At 68.2% G+C, this 20561-nt stretch carries 24 protein-coding genes; 12 read left to right on the plus strand and 12 right to left on the minus strand.

The features are described 5' to 3' along the window. Positions 1–85 precede the first annotated feature (85 nt). Both ACZ6SF_RS11125 and ACZ6SF_RS11130 read right to left on the minus strand, forming a co-directional pair. On the minus strand, positions 86–1060 hold the full coding sequence (locus ACZ6SF_RS11125) for an MFS transporter (RefSeq protein ID WP_466062257.1): 975 nt from the start codon (positions 1058–1060) through the stop codon (positions 86–88). Between the two features lie 15 nt (positions 1061–1075). Continuing rightward, a complete protein-coding gene (locus tag ACZ6SF_RS11130; RefSeq protein ID WP_466061900.1) occupies positions 1076–1585 on the minus strand; it encodes an MFS transporter in 510 nt (169 codons plus the stop codon). Between the two features lie 103 nt (positions 1586–1688). Here ACZ6SF_RS11130 and ACZ6SF_RS11135 point away from each other — a divergent pair, with 103 nt between their 5' ends. Further along, positions 1689–2567, plus strand: coding sequence for a helix-turn-helix domain-containing protein (locus ACZ6SF_RS11135; RefSeq protein WP_466061901.1), 879 nt, complete (start codon positions 1689–1691; stop codon positions 2565–2567). 34 nt (positions 2568–2601) lie between these two features. Here the strand turns inward: ACZ6SF_RS11135 and ACZ6SF_RS11140 are convergent, their stop codons facing one another. From ACZ6SF_RS11140 to ACZ6SF_RS11160, 5 genes are all read right to left on the minus strand, one after another. Then, complete coding sequence (locus ACZ6SF_RS11140; protein ID WP_466061903.1) at positions 2602–3264, minus strand: ADP-ribosyltransferase; 663 nt, start codon at positions 3262–3264, stop codon at positions 2602–2604. A 95-nt stretch (positions 3265–3359) separates the two neighbouring features. Beyond that, on the minus strand, positions 3360–5144 hold the full coding sequence (locus ACZ6SF_RS11145; RefSeq protein WP_466061905.1) for a WXG100 family type VII secretion target: 1785 nt from the start codon (positions 5142–5144) through the stop codon (positions 3360–3362). Between the two features lie 113 nt (positions 5145–5257). Beyond that, entirely contained in the window at positions 5258–5593 is a 336-nt protein-coding gene (locus ACZ6SF_RS11150; RefSeq protein ID WP_466061906.1) for a hypothetical protein, read from the minus strand. 71 nt (positions 5594–5664) lie between these two features. Further along, entirely contained in the window at positions 5665–6051 is a 387-nt protein-coding gene (locus ACZ6SF_RS11155) for a hypothetical protein (protein ID WP_466061907.1), read from the minus strand. Positions 6052–6133: 82 nt separating this feature from the next. Continuing rightward, positions 6134–6508 (minus strand): hypothetical protein, encoded by a 375-nt coding sequence (locus tag ACZ6SF_RS11160; RefSeq protein ID WP_466061908.1) that lies wholly within the window; start codon positions 6506–6508, stop codon positions 6134–6136. Between the two features lie 151 nt (positions 6509–6659). Here ACZ6SF_RS11160 and ACZ6SF_RS11165 point away from each other — a divergent pair, with 151 nt between their 5' ends. From ACZ6SF_RS11165 to ACZ6SF_RS11180, 4 genes are all read left to right on the plus strand, one after another. Then, positions 6660–7157, plus strand: coding sequence for a cupin domain-containing protein (locus tag ACZ6SF_RS11165; protein ID WP_466061909.1), 498 nt, complete (start codon positions 6660–6662; stop codon positions 7155–7157). Positions 7158–7279: 122 nt separating this feature from the next. Next, positions 7280–7771 carry a cupin domain-containing protein gene (locus tag ACZ6SF_RS11170; RefSeq protein ID WP_466061910.1) on the plus strand — a complete coding sequence of 164 codons (492 nt, stop codon included), beginning with the start codon at positions 7280–7282 and terminating at the stop codon, positions 7769–7771. Between the two features lie 167 nt (positions 7772–7938). After that, a complete protein-coding gene (locus ACZ6SF_RS11175; RefSeq protein ID WP_466061911.1) occupies positions 7939–8355 on the plus strand; it encodes a DUF7144 family membrane protein in 417 nt (138 codons plus the stop codon). Beyond that, the gene (locus ACZ6SF_RS11180; protein WP_466061912.1) at positions 8352–10247 is read left to right on the plus strand and encodes a potassium transporter Kup; all 1896 of its coding nucleotides are present in this window, start codon (positions 8352–8354) and stop codon (positions 10245–10247) included. Before ACZ6SF_RS11175 ends, ACZ6SF_RS11180 begins: the two co-directional genes overlap by 4 nt. Before the next feature lie 9 nt (positions 10248–10256). Here the strand turns inward: ACZ6SF_RS11180 and ACZ6SF_RS11185 are convergent, their stop codons facing one another. Beyond that, the gene (locus ACZ6SF_RS11185; protein WP_466062258.1) at positions 10257–11912 is read right to left on the minus strand and encodes an ABC-F family ATP-binding cassette domain-containing protein; all 1656 of its coding nucleotides are present in this window, start codon (positions 11910–11912) and stop codon (positions 10257–10259) included. Positions 11913–12343: 431 nt separating this feature from the next. Between ACZ6SF_RS11185 and ACZ6SF_RS11190 the strand changes: the two genes are divergently transcribed. Both ACZ6SF_RS11190 and ACZ6SF_RS11195 read left to right on the plus strand, forming a co-directional pair. Further along, positions 12344–13306, plus strand: coding sequence for a glycosyltransferase family 2 protein (locus ACZ6SF_RS11190; RefSeq protein WP_466061913.1), 963 nt, complete (start codon positions 12344–12346; stop codon positions 13304–13306). A 136-nt stretch (positions 13307–13442) separates the two neighbouring features. Further along, positions 13443–13715 carry a hypothetical protein gene (locus ACZ6SF_RS11195; RefSeq protein ID WP_466061914.1) on the plus strand — a complete coding sequence of 91 codons (273 nt, stop codon included), beginning with the start codon at positions 13443–13445 and terminating at the stop codon, positions 13713–13715. A 22-nt stretch (positions 13716–13737) separates the two neighbouring features. Here the strand turns inward: ACZ6SF_RS11195 and ACZ6SF_RS11200 are convergent, their stop codons facing one another. Continuing rightward, positions 13738–14625 carry an oxidoreductase gene (locus tag ACZ6SF_RS11200; RefSeq protein WP_466061915.1) on the minus strand — a complete coding sequence of 296 codons (888 nt, stop codon included), beginning with the start codon at positions 14623–14625 and terminating at the stop codon, positions 13738–13740. Positions 14626–14768: 143 nt separating this feature from the next. Here ACZ6SF_RS11200 and ACZ6SF_RS11205 point away from each other — a divergent pair, with 143 nt between their 5' ends. The 4 genes from ACZ6SF_RS11205 (at position 14769) to ACZ6SF_RS11220 (ending at position 17844) form a co-directional block, all read left to right on the plus strand. Then, the gene (locus ACZ6SF_RS11205; RefSeq protein WP_466061916.1) at positions 14769–15170 is read left to right on the plus strand and encodes a hypothetical protein; all 402 of its coding nucleotides are present in this window, start codon (positions 14769–14771) and stop codon (positions 15168–15170) included. A gap of 151 nt (positions 15171–15321) precedes the next feature. Continuing rightward, the gene (locus ACZ6SF_RS11210; RefSeq protein ID WP_466061917.1) at positions 15322–15606 is read left to right on the plus strand and encodes a hypothetical protein; all 285 of its coding nucleotides are present in this window, start codon (positions 15322–15324) and stop codon (positions 15604–15606) included. A gap of 98 nt (positions 15607–15704) precedes the next feature. Next, complete coding sequence (locus tag ACZ6SF_RS11215) at positions 15705–17237, plus strand: hypothetical protein (protein WP_466061918.1); 1533 nt, start codon at positions 15705–15707, stop codon at positions 17235–17237. Positions 17238–17364: 127 nt separating this feature from the next. Next, complete coding sequence (locus ACZ6SF_RS11220; RefSeq protein ID WP_466061919.1) at positions 17365–17844, plus strand: ankyrin repeat domain-containing protein; 480 nt, start codon at positions 17365–17367, stop codon at positions 17842–17844. A gap of 67 nt (positions 17845–17911) precedes the next feature. Here the strand turns inward: ACZ6SF_RS11220 and ACZ6SF_RS11225 are convergent, their stop codons facing one another. After that, positions 17912–18661, minus strand: coding sequence for a DUF2071 domain-containing protein (locus tag ACZ6SF_RS11225; protein WP_466061920.1), 750 nt, complete (start codon positions 18659–18661; stop codon positions 17912–17914). Further along, a complete protein-coding gene (locus ACZ6SF_RS11230; RefSeq protein ID WP_466061921.1) occupies positions 18658–18993 on the minus strand; it encodes a metalloregulator ArsR/SmtB family transcription factor in 336 nt (111 codons plus the stop codon). The genes ACZ6SF_RS11225 and ACZ6SF_RS11230 overlap by 4 nt, the downstream gene beginning before the upstream one ends. 209 nt (positions 18994–19202) lie before the next feature. Here ACZ6SF_RS11230 and ACZ6SF_RS11235 point away from each other — a divergent pair, with 209 nt between their 5' ends. Beyond that, positions 19203–19775, plus strand: a complete 573-nt coding sequence (locus ACZ6SF_RS11235; protein ID WP_466061922.1) for a hypothetical protein — start codon at positions 19203–19205, stop codon at positions 19773–19775. Positions 19776–19854: 79 nt separating this feature from the next. Here the strand turns inward: ACZ6SF_RS11235 and ACZ6SF_RS11240 are convergent, their stop codons facing one another. Beyond that, a complete protein-coding gene (locus tag ACZ6SF_RS11240) occupies positions 19855–20379 on the minus strand; it encodes a hypothetical protein (RefSeq protein ID WP_466061923.1) in 525 nt (174 codons plus the stop codon). Between the last annotated feature and the right edge of the window lie 182 nt (positions 20380–20561).

Raw genomic sequence — 20561 nt, forward strand, 5'->3', positions numbered from 1 at the left:
CCGGATGTATGAGGGTCCCGCGGCCGGTCATCAGTCGCGGGATCGAGAACCTCGGGTGGCCCTCAGGCCGGTCAACCGGCCGGGGTCACGCTGTGGGCTGTAGTTCCCCGGCGCCGTCGGCCGTCCGGCTCGGGCGCGGCAGCAGGCGAACGCTGAACCCGCCGAGCGCCGCGTGCAGGACCGCGGCCACGATCGCCACCACATGCAACCCGGTGACGAATGCCCGCCGAGCCTGTTCCGCCGCCGTGGGCAGCAGGTTCGGAAGCCGCAGCGTCGCATCGAGAGTCGGCGCCAGTTCGGGACCGTGGACCCGGAAGATCACCGCGGCGAGCGAGCCGAGCAGCGCGATCCCCAGAGCGTTGCCGATCTCGTTGCTGGTCTCGGCGATCGCACCCGCCGCACCGGCGCGTTCGGCCGGGACAGCACCCACGGCGATATCGGCGACGATGGCGAAGGAGATGCCGTAGCCGATACCGGCGATGGCCGTGGAGGCCACGTACCAGCCGATGCCACCGGCGGTCGTCGCCGGAAGCAGGAGCAGCAGACCGGCCGCGATCGAGAGGTGCGCGGCGATCAGCGCGGTGCGTTCACCGACGCGCCCGACCACCATCGGCGTCACGACGGCAGTGGCGGTGAGTACCACCGCGCCGGGCAACGCCAGGAGCGCGGCCCGCAGAATCGGGAGGTCGAGCACGGATTGCAGGTAGATTCCGGCCAGGTAGGCCGTCGCCGACCAGGCCGCCAGCGGGAGCAGGCCGGTGATGATCGCGATCGTGAACAGCCGGTCGCGGAACAGGGTGAAATCGAGCAGTGGATGCGGCAACTTCCGCTGTCGCAGCGCGAACCAGGACAGCAACGCGACTCCGCCCGCCCCGGCGACAACGGACGCGACCGAAAAGCCCTCGGCCGCTATGTGTTTGAGGCCGTAGATGGTGAGCAGCAGGCCGCCCGCCGAGGTCGCGACGCCGACGATATCCACCCTGCCCGTTCCGGCCGGCCGGACTTCACCCAGCAGGCTCGGCGCCAGGATCAGGAAGGCGGCGATCACGGGGAGGTTCACCAAGAACACCGATCCCTACCAGAACCGCTCGAGTAGTACGCCGCCGACCACCGGGCCGATCGCGAACCCGGCGGCGAACGCGGCGGCGAAGATGCCGATGGCCTGGGCCCGGCGCCGGTCGTCGGGGAACAGTTCGCGGAGCACCGCCAGCGCCGAGGGCAGCAGGGTGGCCCCCGCGATACCCATGAGCGCCCGGGCCGCGATGAGCAGTTCCGGTCCGGGGGCGAAGGCCGCGGCCGCCGACGCCAGCCCGAACAGCGCCGTCCCGATCATGAGCAGGCGCAGGCGGCCGTAGCGGTCGCCGATATTGCCGAACGCGATGAGCAGCGACCCGACGGCGAAGCCGTAGACGTCCAGGATCCACAGCGCCTGATCCGCGGACGGCGTCAGTGCCCGGCTGATCCGGGGCATCGCCAGGAACAGGATCGACCCGTCCATGGATACCAGCAGAACGGGACCGAGAACGATCAGGAGACCGAGCCAGGAGCGGAGCCCGGGGGAGTCTTTCGTGTGCGGTAGCGACATGCCGTCGACCTTCCGGCGTGGTGCGTGCGGCAACCATCCCCCTGCTGTGGGTACACCTGACAGGTGCACCCACAGCAGGTCCGGGCGCTCTAGGCTCGATGCGGTGGAGAGTCTCGGAGCGTTCCTGAAAAGCCGGCGCGATCGGATAACGCCCGCCGATATCGGCCTGCGCACCTATGGCACCGCGCGCCGGGTTCCGGGATTGCGGCGGGAGGAGCTGGCCCAGCTCGCGGGGGTCAGCGCGGGTTACTACACGCGGTTGGAGCAGGAACAGGCGGGCACCGCCTCGGCGCAGGTCCTCGACGCCCTGGCGCGGGTACTGCGGCTCGACGCGGTGGAGGTGACGCATCTGCACAATCTCGCGCGCGCCACCCCCGAGACCGGGCTGCGCGAGCCGCCCGCGGAAACACCGCACCCCCGGGTGATCGCGCTGCTGGCATCGCTCGGCGAGGCGACGCCCGCGGTGGTGCTGGGCCGCCGCGGCGATGTGCTGGCCTGGAGCCGGGCCGGGCACGCGCTCACCGCCGAACACCTGCCCTTCGACGCTCCCGATTCTCCGGATCGCCGGCCGTCGGTTCCACGGATGTTCTTCCTCGACCCCCTCACCCGCGACCTGTACCGCAACTGGGCCGATCTCGCGCGTATCCACGTCGCCTACCTGCGCCTCACCGCCGGGCGCTTCCCGGCGGACGCGCGGCTGGCGGCATTGATCGGCGAGCTCACGATGCGCAGTGACGAATTCGCGACCCTGTGGGCGACAGGCGAGGTCGCGGACTGCACGGTCGGGGATATGCGCCTGCGGCATCCCACCGTCGGCGCACTGGATATCGCGTATCAGGTGTGGCTCCAGCCGGACAGCCCCGATCACCGGCTCGAGATCTACACCGCCTCCGATCCGGCGTCGGCCGACGCGCTCCGCATCCTGACCCACGGCCGGCCGGACGACCATTCGGGCACGGGGTGTTCGGTCCCTACCCGGTGACAAGTTCGATTCCGCTGGAAGAACGCACCGGAGGTCATGTGGTGGGTTCCCCTCTGATCTGGATAGCGGCGATATAGCTGTGCAGACGGTCTTGTTCGGTCCGATCGATCCGTTCGACGATCTCGTACGACGAGCCGTCGGAGAACAAGACCTCTTCTTCGCCGGGGTCGGGAGACCAGGGTTTCACGGATTTACCGGTGTACGAGGCGATGGCCAGATGCACGTTCCCCTTCTTCAGCGCATACGGCCGAGTGGAAGTGCTCATGAATCCCGGCTCGGTGACGACGAATCCTCTTCGATACCCGGAAAGAATCGCTTCCGGGAGGTCGAGGTGACGAAATACCGTGCCCGGCTGGTCCGGTAGCTTCCGAAGGGCGGACCGTAGGTCGGCGATATCATTCTCGAAATCAGAGCCCCGTCCTTCACGAAGGGCTCTGTTGATCTCCGGAGATCCGGTGCCGGTGTAGCTCTCGAGCGCGAGGATCTCTCGCCTGCTCAGCTCGGTATCCGGACGTTCGCCACTTCCGATCGCAGGCCGGAAAGCGCCCGCTGTGGCGGAGTCGAGCTCGATGCCGAGTCGATTATCGGCCGCGGTCATCCGATTCGCGCCCGTGAGCCCTTGCCGGCCGGAGGTCCTCACACTGCCGGAGTCTGTGCGTGCCCAGGTGCCGACGGCGTCCTGGAGCCGCGTGGCCATATACCGCATGAGATCGGCGGGTATCTGCGAAGGCACGGTCGAGCATATCGGAACTCGTTTCTCGGCTACGGGCGGCCACCGCCGCACCCAGACATCTAACTGGGGATGATGACGGTCCTCGGGCGCTCGATATCGGGCATCTCGGACTTGACGAACTGCTCTGTCGTCACCCATTGAGTGAAGCCCCACGGGTTGTAGATCTGCAGTTCGCCCGGCCGGGTGGCGACCACGACCACCTGATGACCCTCTCCCTCTCCTTCCGGGGAGAGCCCTATCGGTACGGGCTTGCCCGCGGCCACCGCGTCCTCGATCTGCGGCAGGGCCGCTTGCCGCATCTCCTCGTTGTCCACCGAGACCATGTGGTAATTGCTGCCGGTGACGGGGTTCAGCAGGGCGTTCACCATCTTCTGGTTGCCGCGCGCCTCGGGGGTGATATCGGGATCGAAGTCGTCGTTGAATACTCGAACGAGCCGTTCTCGGAACGCTTTCGGGGTGTCGGTGCCCGCCGCCGGGCCGCTCACCGCCGCCGGGCCGGTGCCTGTGGTGACGCCCAGCATAAGCACCGGATCGGCGTCCAGCCGGGCAATCACCGTGGAAGCCGAGGTGCAGTTTCCCCTGTCCTGGGCGTAGGAGATGGCCGCGGCCACCTCATCCGGGGTGTAGCCGAGTTCTCGCCTCCCGTCCTTCACGGTTCGGGTGTCGGCGACATCGTTGACGTGCAGATGTTTCCACAGCCAATAGCGGTCGTCGCCGTGTTCGTGTATTTGTTCGCCGAACGCGGTGATATCGGGCAGCGAGTATCCCGCCGCCAACGCCTCCCAGAGGTAGGCCGCCTCCTGCGGCGACTTCGCGTCGCCTACCAGCTTTTCGAACGCGGACCGATCACTGGACGACATCGCCGAGAGCCGTTGGGAGGCGCGGGCCAACGCCGTCGGAGTGAGGATGTCGTCAGAGGGGGAAGGCGCTCCGCCGGCCTGACCGGTGTAGGCGAGGGTTTGGGCATCGATCGGGTCCATACCGGGCGCCTTGACGTTGCGGCCCCGTGCCGCCTGGGTGGCCGCGCGGACCGACGACGCGCACGTTGCCGCCGCTGTTTCGTACGCCTTGGTCGCGCTGATCCGATCTCGGCAGCTGTTCATGGCATGTACGCGGACCTCTCCGTCGGTCTTGCGGCCGAGCTGAGCGCGCGCGTCGTCGAGACCGCTCACTCCGGCGCTGTCCTGCCGTTGCGTCTCGGTCATGGCGTCCGACCAGCTGCGCAGCGCGTCGTCGGCCGAGCTGAACGCACCATGCGCATGCTGGGCAGCGCCGCGGAAGCTCGATACCGCGTCGGCTGCCGTCTGGCCGGCGCCGCCGCGCCACGATTGCGGCAGCTTGCTTTTCGCGACATGCTCGAGATCGGTGTCCATCTGCTTGTACACCGAAGCGGTGCCGGCGAAACCTTCGGCCTGGGCGTCGACGGCTGTCGGGGAGCCGGGTAACGCCGGTACCCGGAGCGCGATGTCGATGGCTTCCCGCAGATGACTTCGGTTGAGGCCCAGCTGCATCGACTCCAACGCCGATTCCAGTGCCTTCAGCCGGTCACTTTTCCCGGGCACCGTGAGATCCGGTGGGATCTGGGAGATCTTGTCGTATATGTACTCGAAGGCCGCACTGTTGAAGCCCACGCCCCCCACCTGAGCCAGCTTGCCCGCCACCGATCCGACGCTTGCGGGTAGTCGGGCCGCGAGTCCCGGGACATATTTGCCGACTCCGGGCAACTTGCTCCCGAGGTGGCGCAGCAGGCCGGGTGTCCCGCGCAGGCCCTTGCCCAATTGCCCGCCCACTGCACCCAAACCGGCGGAGACCAAGAGGTCGGTACCCGACTGTCCGTCGATCATCCCGTTGAGAACGCCGCCGACCGCGCCCCCGATGAGTGCGGCGCCGGGAACGGGGGCCAGGGAGATGGCCCCGCCGAGCAACCCGGCGCCGACCCGTTGCCAGGTATCGCTGATCACGGGGGGCTCCACGGCGTCTTGACGCCGCGAACTCGGGTGCGCCGCGCCCGCAGCACGGTGGCTACGGTCTCCAACCACCGTGCGAATATCTCGTCCCGGGCGACATCGGGTTCGGCGCCGGGGCATGCCGCCGTCATCCAGGCGCGGACCAGCGCCGACGGTTGGGCGCCGGCCAGTGGTTCGGGCAGCCGCCGGGCATCGGGCAGCCCCATGGCACGCACGCAACCCGCGAGGAAGGCGACCGGATTCGGTCCCACCCGGACGCTCTCCAATTGCACCGCGGCGGCTATCGCCGCGTCGGCGAGCGCAGTGGTCTGATCGTCGGTCGACATCGACATCGCCGCGGTTACCGCGGATGTGACGTCCGGGGTGCGCGGCCCGGCGTTGTGGCGTCGGTCGCCGGTCATTCGCCCGGTGCGCGCCGCGAAGGTTCGGTGACCGGCGGTACCAGCGAGGGCACCTGACCTTCTATGGCCTCGATACCGGTGCCGCCGGCGCGGTCGGTTTCCTGATACTCACCTTTGGCCCGCGGCAGCAACTCCACGATGATCCCGACGGCTCGAGCGGTCAGCTCGGTTTCGGTCACCCAGGCGAGGCGGAAGTTCTCGCACGCCGACGCCACCGCGCTGTCACCGAGGCCGGAGTCGTCGGTGGTGGCGTTCCTCGAACTGCTCAGCTGTTTCGTCAGGCTGTCGTAGGTCGACACCACTCCTGATACCGCCGAATCGAACGAATCCGGGTCGAGATAGAGCGGCAGGCTACTGCCGTTCCCCAGATCCAGCTCGTCCACTCGCCGAATGCTAGGCGCTTCGAAGGGCCTCCCTGGTGGTGGGAAGAGTCCGCGACGGGCGGTGGCGACGGAATCGCATACTTCACCGTTGGGCCCTATCCGTTTCGTCGCTCTGGGCCCAGGCCGCCACGGGCAGGGTGAGATAGACACCGACGAGAAGACCGCCGTCGGCGATATCACGGATCCCGTCGAGGATCGCGTCGGCGCGCTCCTGCCGGTTCCGGGCGCGGTCCTCGAACCACTTCGACTTCACCTCGATGAGCACGTCCGGATCCCGGCTGTCCCAGGGGCCGGTCTCATGGAAGCGGAGTATCACATCGCCCGGCCGCAGGTTCCCGTCATATGGCTCCGCCTCGCATTCGACGGCTACGGATACGAGGTGTGGGAGCCGTTCGGCGAGCGCCCGCCTGGCCTCGGGATCGACACGGCCGGAGCACGTCACCTCGATGATGGGCATACGTCTCAGGGTAGAGCGGGGCTCTCCCGGCACCGGCCGGACGGCGGCCGGGACATAGTTCGACCGCGATGTCACAGTCGGCGGGTCTACTCCGTCGACTCTGCAGCACACGCCAACGGGTGCCGCACCCGCCGAGACCTCCGGAGTTCCGATGACCGCCGCCACACAGCCCGCCCCCGTTCTCGTTCGCGCCGATCAGGCCGAGACCCTCCAGGACGGCGCGCTGAGCCTGATCACCCTGCTCGCCGACGCCGGACAGACCGGGGGCGCACTGACCGCCAACAAGGCGACCCTGCGCAAGGGTTCCCCCGGTGCGCCGGCGCATTTCCACACCGCCGCGACCGAAATGTTCCTGGTGCTGGCGGGTTCCGCGCGGATCCTGGTGGGCGAGGAGATCTTCCGTCTCGAACAGGGCGACTTCCTGACCGTGCCGCCCACGGTGCCCCATGCGTTCGCCCCGGCCGCCGAGGCCGAGGCCGAACTGCTCGTGGTCTTCACTCCGGGCCTGCACCGGTTCGACTATTACCGGCTGCTCGAGCGGGTCCATCGCGGCGAGGCGAGCGTCGAGGAGATCCGCGCGAACTCGCAACGCTACGACAACCATTACGTCGACAGCCCGGTCTGGCGCGAGGAACTCGCCGGCGCCTGAGCCCGGAGCGCACGAAACGCCCCCGGCACCTATCACACACGTTCACCCGTCGTGAAGTGGTGTTCCCGACTAACCTTGTGGATGTCACGAAAGCGCCGGTGTCACAACGTGAAAGAGGCCTGATGATGACCGCGATCGGCCGCGGCGGCGTCCGCAACCCCTGGACCCAGCCGGACTACGGTTACTACAACACCCGTTTCGAGCAGACGCTCGCCGAGCAGGACACCGCCGGTCAGCTGACCATGATGCGGATGACCCTCAACAAGGAGTCCGCGCCACCCCTGCATTTCCACACCCGTGAGGACGAGTTCTGGACGGTGGTGTCGGGCCGGGTGCGGTTCTGGCTGGGCGGCGCCACCCTCGAGACCTGCGCCGTGCAGGAGGCCGAACCGGGTGCTTTCGTCTTCGGCCCCCGCAATGTCGTGCACACCTTCCAGACGATCACCGAAACCGCGGAAGTCCTCATCGGGAACACGCCCGGTGCGCTGGAGGGGTATTTCACGGGTGTCGGAGCCGCCGAAGAACGCCACGACGACGAGCACGTCGGCGTGCTGGAGGACTACGGCGTGTTCATCGTGGGCCCGCCTCCGGTGTGGAGCGAATGGAACAGCTGACCCTCGCCGCGGCGGTGGCCGGCCGCCCGGGGTAACGGGTGACCGGCCCTCCGGCCGGGTAGGAGTCCCGCTCCGGAACGGCCGGTCGGGCGAATTCATCCGCTGCGGGTGAGGCGGCGCGTCCCGCGCCCGGTTGTTATGGGCCCACTACTCCAGGAGGGCCGACTATGACGACCTACCGAACACGACCCCAGCACTCCCCGGTGCGCCAGGGCGTCGCCGCGGTGACCTCCATCGCGGCGGCGGTTCTGCTGCTGACGGTGGCGGTGCTGTCGATTCTGGCCGGTATCTCGGCCGTGGCCGATGATGAGCTCTACGTCACCGGGCCCGACTACATCCTGCAGTTCTCCGCGACGACGTGGGGCTGGGTGCATATCGTGCTCGGCATTCTGCTGGCGATCGCGGCCATCGCGCTGATGACCGGCGCGCTGTGGGCCCGCATCGTGGCGGTGTTCCTCGCGGGGTTGTCCATCATCGGGAACTTCCTGTGGATTCCGTACTACCCGTGGTGGTCGATCGTCGTCATCGCGTTGAACATCGTGGTGATCTGGGCGGTGTCGGCCTGGCGGCCGAACGAGATGTGAGCGTGCCGCCGGCGCGGGCCGCGCTGGTGGTGGGGGCGCTGGGGGTGGTGTTCGGCGATATCGGCACCAGCCCGATCTACACGATCCAGACGGTGTTCGACCCGACCGATCCGCATCCGGTGCCGATCAGCACCGGCAATGTGTACGGGGTGGTGTCGCTGCTGTTCTGGTCGGTGATGACCATCGTCACGCTCACTTACATCACCCTCGTGATGCGCGCCGACAACGAGGGCGAGGGCGGGATCATGGCCCTGATAACGCTGCTGCGACGGCTCGGCGACCGGGGCGGGCGTCTCGCCGCGGCGCTGGCCGGGGTGGGGATCTTCGGCGCGGCGCTGTTCTTCGGCGACAGCATGATCACCCCCGCCATCTCGGTGCTCTCCGCGGTCGAGGGGCTGGAAATCGTCGAGCCCGATTTGAAGGATCTGGTCATCCCGATCACGGTGGTGATCATCGGCTGCCTGTTCTCCGTGCAGCGCCTCGGTACCGCGGCGGTGGGCCGCTGGTTCGGGCCGGTGATGATCGTGTGGTTCCTCGTCATCGGCGCACTGGGCGCGGTGGAGATCGTGCGCCATCCGCAGATCCTGAAGGCCCTCTCGCCGATCCATGCGCTGAATTTCCTGACCGGTCATTTCCATATCGCGTTCTTCGCTCTCGCCGCCATCGTGCTGGCCGTCACCGGCGCCGAGGCGCTGTATGCCGATATGGGTCATTTCGGGCGCAAGGCCATCACCCGGGGGTGGCTGGGGTTGGTGCTGCCCGCCTGCACGCTGAGCTATTTCGGGCAGGGCGCGCTGGTCCTGAGCGACTACTCGGCCGTGAGCAGCCCGTTCTTTCTGCTGGCACCCGGGTGGGCGCGGCTGCCGATGGTGTTGCTCGCCACCGCCGCCACGGTGATCGCCTCACAGGCGGTGATCACCGGCGCGTTCTCGGTGGCCTCCCAGGCGGTGCAGCTGGGCTATCTGCCGCGGCTGCGGATCGCGCACACCTCGGAATCGACGATCGGCCAGATCTATGTGCCGTGGATCAACTGGCTGCTCATGGTGGGGGTGATAACGCTGGTCCTGGCGTTCCGGAGTTCCGGGGCGCTCGCGTACGCCTTCGGTATGGCGGTGACCGCGACCATCACCATCACCACCCTGCTGTTCTTCTACATCCGGTACGCGAAATGGCATACGCCGCTGTGGCTGGTACTGCTCGGCGCCATTCCGTTGCTCACCGTCGACGCGCTGTTCGTGGCGGCGAATCTGACCAAATTCCTGCACGGCGCCTGGCTGCCGCTGCTGATCGGTCTCACCGCGTTCACCGTGATGATCACCTGGTCGCGTGGCCGCGTCATCGTCACCGCCGCGCGCAAGGAGGTCGAGGGGCCGCTACGCGTTTTCATCGACCGGCTCCGCCACCACGACCCGCCGCTCACGCGGGTGCCCGGCACCGCGGTCTTCCTGAACCGCGGCAAGCAGACCACTCCGCTGGCGATGCGCGCCAATGTCGAACACAACCGGGTCCTGCACGAACACGTCGTGATCATGTCGATCGAGACCGTGCCGGTACCCCGGGTCGCCGATTTCGTGCGCGTACGCGTCGACGATCTCGGCGACCCGGACGACGGCATCATCCACGTCACCGCCTATTTCGGCTATATGGAGACGCCCCACGTCCCGCATGCCCTGGCCCTGCTGGACCCGGACGAGACCGAGGGGCCGATCACCATTGCCGGCGCCTCCTATTTCCTGTCGAAGATCGAACTGAAAAGAGGCCCGGCGCCGACCATGGCGCCCTGGCGCAAGCGGTTGTTCATCGCCACCTCCTACATCACCTCCGACGCCGCCGACTATTTCGGTCTCCCCGGCGCCCGGACTCTGATCATGGGATCCCAGGTCGAGGTCTGACCGCCCGGTCTACTCGTCCGCCCTGCTCACGGTGAGCCGCGGCCAGTCCGCGAGGTCGGTGAGCATCCGCCGGTCGTGGGTGGCCACGATGACGGCGGCGGGGGTGTCCGCCAGTGCCGGGGTGAGCTCGTCGACCAGCGATACCGAGAGATGGTTGGTGGGTTCGTCCAGAATGAGCACCGTCGGGCGGGCGGCCAGTCGCAGGGCGAGGTGCAATCTGCGCTGCTGCCCCTGCGACAACCGGCCGACCGCGGTATCGCGGGCCTGCCGTTCCAGCAGACCCGTCGAGGTGAGCGGTACCGGGTCGATGCCGCGGTGCAGGTCGAGCCCGCGGGCGTACCGGTCGTAGAGTTCCGCCGCGGTGAGGCCGGGATCCCAGTCCGGCACCTCCTGTCCCACCAGGGCGATCCGGGCGGTGGTATGACGCCGCACCGATCCGGTGGTCGGCTCGAGTTCGCCGGCGAGTACGGCGAGCAGCGTCGATTTACCCGCCCCGTTGGGGCCGGTGACGAGCAGCCGCTGCCCCGCCTCCAGCGACAGCCCGACGGGAACCGCGAGCCGGCCTGCCACGGTGACGTCCTCACAACCCAGCAGTGGGGTGCCGGGCCGGGCCGGGAGGTCGGGAAACCGCAGCCGCAACGGGGGTTCGGGCACGGACACGGTATGGGCCGCCAGCTCGGACTGCCGCCGCTTCAACGCCTGGACCACGCCCGGCGCCCGGGATTGGCGCTGATGTTTACCGGTGCCCTTATCGGGACGCCATCCCGTCTCGAGCCGGTCGCGGGCGACCGCGACGGCCTCCTTCAGCCGCGCCCGTTCGGCGAGCTGTTCCTCGTGCTCGTTCTCCCACCGGCTACGGGCCCGGGCCCGGCCTTCCCGCCAGCCGGAATAGCCGCCCGCGAAGTGCTGCGGCCGGCCGTCCCGGCTGGGGTCCAGGTCCAGGAACTCCTCGGCGATATCCCCCAGCAGGGCCCGGTCGTGACTCACCAGCGCCAGCCCGCCGGGGTGCGCGCGCAGCCGTGCGGTGAGGAATTCCAGACCGGCGCGGTCGAGGTGGTTGGTCGGTTCGTCGAGCAGCAGGATGTCGTGGGCTGCGCCGAGCAGACAGGCCAGCCGTACGCGATAGCGTTGCCCGACCGACAGCGTGGCCAGGGGGCGCGTCCGGTCGGTGCACGCGTGCAGCGCCGCCAGTGCGATATCGATGCGACGCTCGGCGTCCCAGGCGTCGAGCCGGGTCGCCGCGTCCAAGGCGGCCGCGTAGGCGTCGTCGGCGCCGGCCCCACCGGCCGCGAGCGCGGTGGTGGCGGTATCGAGTGCGCGCAACGCCCGCTGGGCGGGTGCGATGGTTTCGGCCACCAGATCGCCCACCGTCTGCTGGGCGCGAAAAGGTATGGCCTGCCGGGCGACGCCGATCGTGCCGGCCCGGCCGACCGTGCCGCCGTCGGGGCGCACCAGCCCCGCGAGGACGTGCAGCAGGGTGGTCTTACCGCGCCCGTTCTCGCCGACGACGGCCAGCCGGGAGCGAGGGGACACGGTGACCGACACATCGGTGAGGACCGGCCGTGCTCCGAGGGTCACCGATATCGAATCGGCCCGGATATGCGCGTGCGCGCCCGCGGGCAGTTCATGAGCGGGTGCGAGGTCGGTGGATTCGGGTGTGGACAGGCCGGATCGGCCCGTGGGTGAGAGAGACACTGATTCTCCGCGACTCGAGGTGGAGCCGGGACAGCACGAGAACCGCCCGGCACGAATGCTCGGACGGCGGCTTCAGAAGTTCGTCGGAATCCGGGTCGCCGCCGTCAGCGGAGCGACCAGGGCTTCATCGACACAGTGCCCACATACATGACTCGAACTCTAGCCCATGTCCCAAAAAATTAGCCAGTGAATTGCTTTGTCCGGTGACACGGGTAACAGGTTCTTGTTCAAACGGGTTCGGCGCATTCGCGACATCCGGCCCGCCTCGAAGTACCGAATCCTCCGGTCGGCGCGATGATCTCCCGGAACGGTCTGCACACCATCGCCCCGCGAGTTGTCCGAGCCCGGATCTCTCGCGACGGCGAATCCCGGCTAGAGACGGATAGGGGAGTAACTTCGAGATGGCTGAGAACACTGTTCGCGACTGTGGTGATCGGGTATCGGTGATCGTGCCCGCCCATATCTCCACCGACGAAGACCGCGACCGGCTCGACGAGCAACTGAACGCGCTTGCCGCCCAGGACTATCCGGGGCCTTTCGAGGTGATCGTGGCCGACAACCGGTCGCGGCCGGGCCTGGATACCTTCCTCGCGCGACATCCCCGTGCCGAGCGGCTGTCCCTGCGATATGTGGCCGCCTCCGCTCGATCCGGCGCCGCCTACGCCCGCAATGTCGGCGCCGACTCGGCCACCGGGTCGATCCTGCTGTTCTGTGACCACGACGATCGAGTACATCCGCAGTGGGTCGGCCGGATGGTCGACTACCTGGACACCGGATTCGATATGGCCAGTTCGGCCGTCGAGGGCGACACCCTCAACACGGACAGTCCGCGCACCGTCGCCGCCATCGCGGCGCCGGAGAAGTTCCAGCCCGCCGGAGTGCGGGTGCCGATCCTGGTCGGCTGCAGTATGGCCTGCCGCGCGGAGGTCTATCGCGATCTCCGTGGAATGAACACCGACTACCCGGCCAACGAGGACGTCGAGTTCGGCTGGCGCGCCGCCGGGCGCGGGCGCCGGGTCGGCTATCTGCCGGCCGCGCTGGTGGCCTACCGGTACCGGCCGGATTTCGGGTCCGGATACCGGCAGGGCCTCGCCCGGGGTCGCGGCCTGGTCCGGCTGCATATCGATTTTCCCGGGAACGGGATGCCGGTGGCCCGGCTGTTCGGGCAACTGAAGCTGATCGCACAGGTTCTGCTCGCCCGCACCCTGGTGCCCGAGGAGCGCGGTCTGCTGCTGGGGATATCGGTGGGCCAGATCCGGGAGTCCGGGCGGATGCGTGTGCGCGCGATATCGCGGGTGCTCGGGCGGCGAACGCGGACCGCACCGGCGGGTTCCGCGGGCATCGGCGAGCCTCGGGCGGCCTAGGAGAAACGCCGTCAAGCGTACGTGCCGCCGGGGCAGGAATCGGGTCGATGACATCGCCGCAACGACTGCTTCACAACCGGCGCCGGCCGGGCCGGGCCTCCCGCGGAGGCGCCGGCCCGGCCGTTACGACGGAGGTATGTCTGCCCCCACGAAGACCTCGACGGCCCTCGCGGTACTCGTGCTCTCGTTCGCCGCGCCGGTGGTACCGGCCGCCGTGGCCGCCGCCCAGCCCAAACTGCCCGACAGCGGCGACTGCAGCGATATCCCGAAGGTCCGGGCCGATGACGCCACCTCGTATTGGGAATGCGATGAACGCACCAACGAGTACAAGCGCACCCACTGCCCGGCCGGTGAGTCGGCCGTGCCCTGGATGAACGAGGGCGTGATCTGTCTCGCCCCGGGCGAATAACCGCCGCTCCCGCCCGGCCGGGTCAGGACAGCGGGAACGTGACGCCGGTGAGCTCTTCGGACACCTCCCACAGCCGCCGAGCCAACGTCACATCACTGGCCTGTGCCGACCGCCCGACCAGCGTCGGGTATCCGTGCATCTCCCCGCGCCCGTCCGGCCCCACATAACTGGCGCCGGGCAGATCCTGGGTGGCCGCGAACAGCGAGGGCAACGCCGCCTGGTCCGGAGTCTGGGCCAGGTAGCGGCCGGCCAGGTGCACGATGCCGACCAGGAACTTCGGCCGGTTCTTCGTGCCCAGTTCGGTGGCCGCGTAGCCGGGATGCGACGCCGTGGCGCGCACCGCCGAACCGGCCTGCCGGAGTCGGCGCTCGAGTTCGAGGGTGAACAGCAGGTTCGCGAGTTTGGACCGGCCGTAGGCCTTCACCGGACCGTAGCCGCTCCGCGCGAAATCCAGGTCGTCGAAATCGATGGTGCCGACCTTGTGCGCTCCCGATGCCAGTGTCACCACGCGGTCGGTGATATGCGGCAGCAGCCGGTTGGTGAGCGCGAAATGGCCGAGATGGTTGGTCCCGAACTGCATTTCGAAACCGTCCTTCGTCCGGCCCCGGGGCACCATCGCGACTCCGGCGTTGTTCACCAGGATCGCGATATCGCCCTGCCAGGATTCGGCGAATTCGCGGATCGACCGGGAATCGGCGAGGTCGAGCCGGCGCACCTCATGACTGCCGCCGATGACCCGGGCCGCCTCGTTGCCGCGGTCGATATCGCGGACGGCGAGCACCACATGCGCTCCGGCCCGGGCGAAGGCTTTCGCCGTGCCGAAACCGACGCCGCTGTTGGCGCCGGTGATCACCACGGTGCGGCCGTCGAGCGCGGGCAGATCGGCCGCGGTCCACTGCGAAGAACTCATATCCCGACCGTAACGCGTGTCCGGGCGGGCGAGAAGTACTGATCAGAGGTGGTGGAGGCGGAACAACGAGTAGCCTGGTGCACGCGTTCCCGCGTTCGCACCGGCTTTTCCGTTCGACCAGTCGTCACCGGAAAGGATCGTCGATGTATCGCTCACGCAGGTCTCTGGTCCTCTCGGCCTTCGCCGCGCCGGCGGCGGCGCTGGTAGCGCTCGCTCCCACCGCACCGGCGGCCGTCACCGATTTCCGGGTCACCCCGGGAATCGATTGGGGGAGCAGTTCATCGGCGTTCGGCACCGGTTGCTCCTACACCGCGACCGCCGCCGCCGAACCGGGTGAGTACGTGAGTTTCTACGACAGCCAGAAAGGGTCCTTCGACCCGCCCGGCGCGATACTCGTCGGGAAATCCGGCACGGTCACCGCGCGGTGGACCCCGCACACCCGCGGTATCCACAATCTGCACGCGGAACAGATCGGCAGCCGCCAGTCGGTGGTGGTGGACGTCGGGTCTGGGCTGGACCTCGGCTCCGCCTGCCCGGTGCTGTAGCCCTCCCGCGCACCGGGTGCCACCCGGCTCCACAACAGTTCGAAATCCCACAGAGCACGGGCAATTCAGGGTCCGGCGCCGATGCGACGGCTCTCGATCGGAAGGGGTACGGATGGGGGATACGAGTCGTTCGCGGCGCCCGAGAGGCGCCATGGCCGCGATCGCCCGGTTCGGTGTCATGTTGGACGAGGGTCTGCTGCGCACCGAACTACTGGTCACGGCCGTCGTGTTCGCGCTGGTCACCGTGGTGATGGGCCTCACGGCCGACAGTACCGTGTGGGCGCTGGCCTACTGCGCCGCCGGTGGGGCGGGCGCCTTCGCCGCGTTGCGGGTGACCCGGAAGGACTGGCCGCGACAATGGCTGGCGCTGGCCGGGATCACGCTGTTCAACGTGATCCTGCTGTTCGTGTACGGGCGGCTGTCCAGCGGTATCTGATCGCCGGAGCCGGTGCGCGGGGGTTGTGCGACGACCCCGTGAGCTGTCATGCTCGTGCCCATGACCTCTCATGGAAAGGGCGTCCTGCGCCCGGTTCGTTGAACCCCCGCGCGGCCACCTTCGTGGCCCACGCGCTATCTCTTGCCGCACTGCATGGTCCGGGGCCGTGGCCCCGCAGCGGCTATCCACTACCCGACGATGATCCCGGGGCCGGTGAAGTACTTCTTCCCAGCGTCGTTCACGACGGTATCTCCACCCATCATTTCCGGCCCGAATCCCAGCCCGTCTCGGATCTGGCCGATCTGATACTCGCCCGGCTCGAGGAACCCGAGCGGCTGCTCGACACGTTCGCCGAAGTACAGGCCGTCCGGATCGCCGACGATCTGGTCCGCGAACTGCGGTCGCGCCCGGTGCCGCGCGAGAAGCTGCGGCTGGCGGCGCGTTTCGTCGCCGAACACGCCACCCGGCGTGAAATCGCGAAACTCGGCATCGTGCTGCTCGGCGTGAGCGGCGACGAACGCGACGGCGAACTGCTGCAACTCCTGGGCACGCTGGAGGAGTTCGCCCTGTTCGCCGTCGTGGCCCTGATGAACACCCAGCCCGATCCGCAACGCGAGGTCTACGAACTCGCGCGGCGGCTCGACGGCTGGGGCCGGATCCACGCCGTCGAGCGGTTACGGGGCTGCGCCGACCCCGATATCCGGGCATGGCTGCTGCGCGACGGTTTCCGCAACGGCGTGATGAACGAATATCTGGCCCATCTCGCGGCCACGACCGGCGGTCTGTACGAGGCCCTGCTCGAACCCGATATCGACGACGCGCTGCTCGACGGCGCCGCCGATATCCTGCGGGCCCTCGTGCTGGGCGGTCCGGCCGAGGATATGAGCGATTACGAGGACGCGGTCCCGGTGATGCACCGTTTCGGCGAATTGCTGGCCACCGCCGACCCCACCCTCGGACGGCTGGATGCGGCATTGTCGCTGCGCCGCCTGATCGGGCGCGACGAGTTCCCCTGGCCGGAGGGGGAACCGGACCGCCTCGCCGCCCGCTACGCGGCGCTGGCCGGACAACCGCGCTGGCGTGACCTGGTGCTGCGGACTCTCGAGTCGCGTGGCGAACCGGACAGCGATCCCGGGGCACGTACCGGGCGCAGTTATTCGGTCAACGTCGCACTCTCGTGCGCCCGCCGGCTCGGGATGCGGGTGTGGGGTCGAGCGGTCGCCTGCCTGCGGGCCGACCGGTACAACGCCTATATCTGGCAGTGGCTGCTGCATTCCGACGATCGGTCCGAGGTGGCACAGGTGGCGGCGCTGGCCACCGAATTGCTGCCACTGGGCGAGCTGGCCTCGGGCCCGTCCGAGGCACTCGGGTTCGGCACCGAATACGAGGCGGATATGTGCCTCGAACTGGTGGTGCGGAAAGTGGCCGACCATCCGGGAATCGGTGCGGACCTGCTTCCGGTCGCGCTCGCGAACCGGGTCGTGCGCTGCCGCCGCGCCGCGCTTTCCGCCTTCCAGGAGTGGCCGCCGGAAACCCGCCCGTCCGAGGCGGCCGAGTGGATCCGCGCGGCCGCGGCACACGAGACCAACGCCGACCTGCGCGGCGCGATGCTGGCGTTCCCGCCGGACTGAGGTCGCATCGGATCGCGGCCGCGTGATCCACCTGTGCCGACCTCGTTCCGCGTCTCGGAGGGGAGGGCGCGGAACGAGGTCGAGCCGTGCGGTGGCTTCGAACGCCGGGGCAGGGCATGCTGAGGCAGTGGGCGCTGCGGAAGAGTTCGATCTGGTCATGGCTGTGATCCATGCCGATATCGACGAGGTGCGGCGCGCGCACGAAGCAGGGGTGGAACTGGCGAGTGTCACTACGCCCGGAGGGTCGCTTTTCGGCTGGGCCGCGGAGTGGGGCAGAGTCGAGATCCTCGCCTACCTCCTGGCCCAGGGCATCGAAGCGGATTCGATGGCGTTGTCGAAAGCGGCGGGGAAGAGGCATGTCAGGGCGGTGCGGATCCTGCTCGACCACGGCATGCACCCGGATCTGCCGGCCGACTGGCCACCGCTGTGCGCGGCAGCGGACGCCGGTTCTCCCGAATGCGTCCGAGTTCTCTTGCACGCCGGAGCACGGATCGATGTGCGGATGGGGCCGCAGGCGGGCCGCTGGAGTGGGAAGACTCCCCGCGAGCTTGCCTTGATGCGACCCGCGGAAGGCACAGTGGAGATCCTCCGGTTGCTCGAACGGTAGACCGCGGCGGCGTGCGTGGCCCGGGTTCGGGCTGCCGGGAACTCGCCGGCGTGGTCACCGCCGTGTGTCAGGCGGCGGATTGACCGGTGTGGTGACCGAATCGCCAAGGGGGCAGGGGGTGCCAGGTCGCGGGCACCTCCCGCATGAGCAAGGCGCAGTCGAGCACCGCGCTGCCCGGCGGGTAGCGGTCCGGGTCGTCGAAAACCGTGGACCGAACCGACCGGACGTCGACCGGCCGGACCTTCCACGAGTCCGTTCGGAGTTCGAGCCCGTCGAGACGGCGGCCGTCGCGGGTGGCCGAGAATCCGGCCGAGCCGCGGCGGAAGAAGTCCGACGCCTGCGCCAGATCTGCGAACAGCTCGCTGCCCTGGAACTGTTCGGCGGTCCGGACGTCCGCGCTCACCGACATGGACTTGTCACGACTGGTGAAGGCCACGTGCAGGTCCCGCGCCGTCTCCCGCACGTCGAACCGCGCCGGATTGTGTTCACCCGGAAACAGGCGGCCGCCGGCGAGGACGTTGATCAGCGAGTCGCTGTCGCGGCGCGCGATGTAGACGCCGGTCGAAGGCCCCTGCGGGCCGTCCCACTCGACGGCGATGCGATGCGCCGCGTTCTCGGTGCGCAGTCCCGTCCAGGCGGGTAGCCGACTCGGCCGGAACTGTCCGAGGCGGATCAGGCAGATACCGGCCACCGCCCAGCCGCCGACCAGCTGGGGGCGCATCGGTGCCGGCACCGAACGCGCGGCGACCTCGGGGTCCACCCGGTAGTTCACCAGGAGGCGTCGCTCGACGACGCTGGACATGCGTGGAGGTCTCATCCGGCGTCCTCGTTCTCTGTGGTTCGCCTGCGATTTCTCACGATGACCTGCTCAGGGCAGATCACACTCAGGAATCTGCCGACACATAACGCGAGCCGTTCCTCGACGAGTGAGTAGAAGATCCGATTGGCGTCTCGTCGCCCCCGGATGAGCCCCGCGGCCTCGAGTATGCCGAGGTGGCGGGAGATCGATGGGCCACTGATCGGAAACCGCGCGGCGATCTCACCCGCGGTCGACTCGCCGGCGCGGAGGTCTTCCAGGATCTGCCTGCGCGTCGAATCGGCCAGCGCGCGAAACACGCCCGCTTCGTCTTCGGTACCGGTGTCGGCCATGCTTCGCAATTTAGCACCTTAGCTAAATTGCGAACAATATCCAGATGTAGAGGGAGTGGGTGCGGTCGAAGGTCGATGCCCGGCTGCGGTTACCTCGTCGGCGCTGGAGTGTGGCACCGGCGCATGTGCTGTAATTCGCTGCGGCACCGCATTTCGGGTGATGCGGAGGCGCGGACTCGATCCGGCGGACATGAGCAGAGGTATGCGTCGTGACAGCTTTGGAACCGCGGCGCTGCGTGGTGGACACCGTGCTGTTCGGGAATCTCGTCATCGACCGAACCGACAGTGAGGTCACGACCCATCTGGAAAACGATGAATCGGTGATTGTCCGGATCGCCAGGCTGGGACCCCGGACCCGAAAGAACGTACCCATCGGTACGCGCTCGGGTAGCTGTATCGCGGCCCGCGTCAATGATCGTGCGATAACTGTTTCACCTGGTAGTGGCCGAATCCTGAAGCGGACGTTCCGAATTTCCGTGGCGTTGGATGATCGAACCGTGAGCTTTCGGCCGTCGACCGCCGACACTGTCACGTTCATCGCCGGAAAGCCGTATGAGATCGAGAAGAGCTTCTGTGATCTGACGGCCGGAGCGGACGGCACGATCGACGTCATCTGGGCGGTTCCGCGGACCGTCGAGTTGCTCGGCAAGACAATCGAGCCACCGGTCCCGACCACAGAGGACCTGTTGGTCGGATACGCACTCGCCGCTGCCTTCGGGACCGGTGCGCTGTCGCTGGTGTCGGTGGTCGCGGAAATGGTGGCGATGGTTGTGCCGGGCTGAGCCGGTAGGTGCTGTCGGGTCCCGCCCTGGCGCAGCGTGTGCTCCGCCGATATCGGATCGTCGAGACGAACGCCGGAAGCTAGCCGGGGATGCGGTTGCCGCCGAAGGTGGCGTCGAGGCGCCGCACGCGCTGGGCCACCGTGGGGCCGAATGCGCGGCAATAGAGCCGCACGAAACCGCGAATCAGATGACCGTGACGAATATCGTGGTCGAGCATCAGGTCCACGACGGGTCGCCCCATCACCTCCACCATCCGCTGGTCGACGCGGTGAATGATGCGTCGCGACCGCAGTGCGAAGGTCAGCAGGTAGCCGAACACATAGAGCGCCCCGAACACTGAGAGGTTCACCCCGGTCGGCGTTCCGTGATAGGCGGCGATGTAGACCAGCGGCAGGGCGATGACCATGAAACACGAACTGAAGATGAGAAGGGTCTTGACCGCTCCGGTTCGGTAGAGATCGGCGGCCACGAGCGCACCCGCGAGAGCACCGTCCTGTTCGGGCGCGGAAAGCCCGGCGAATCCGCTGCCGACCGTCACGACCGGCGTTTTCCCCGCGGTGTACCGCACTCCCTGCGTCACCCACACCGGCACTTCGCCCGCCACGACGCGTGGCGCCCGCACCCCGAAACTCGCTGCGAGTTCCGCGGCTCGGGCACTGATTCGATCAAGATCCACGCGAACATGATCACTCAACGGGCCGAGAAAAGACAGACCATATGGTTTATTTCCGATCCTCTCACTCGGCAGGAGGCGACCCGATCGTCGAAGGCCGCGGCCGCACCGAG

The organism is Nocardia sp. NPDC049935 (assembly GCF_055586645.1).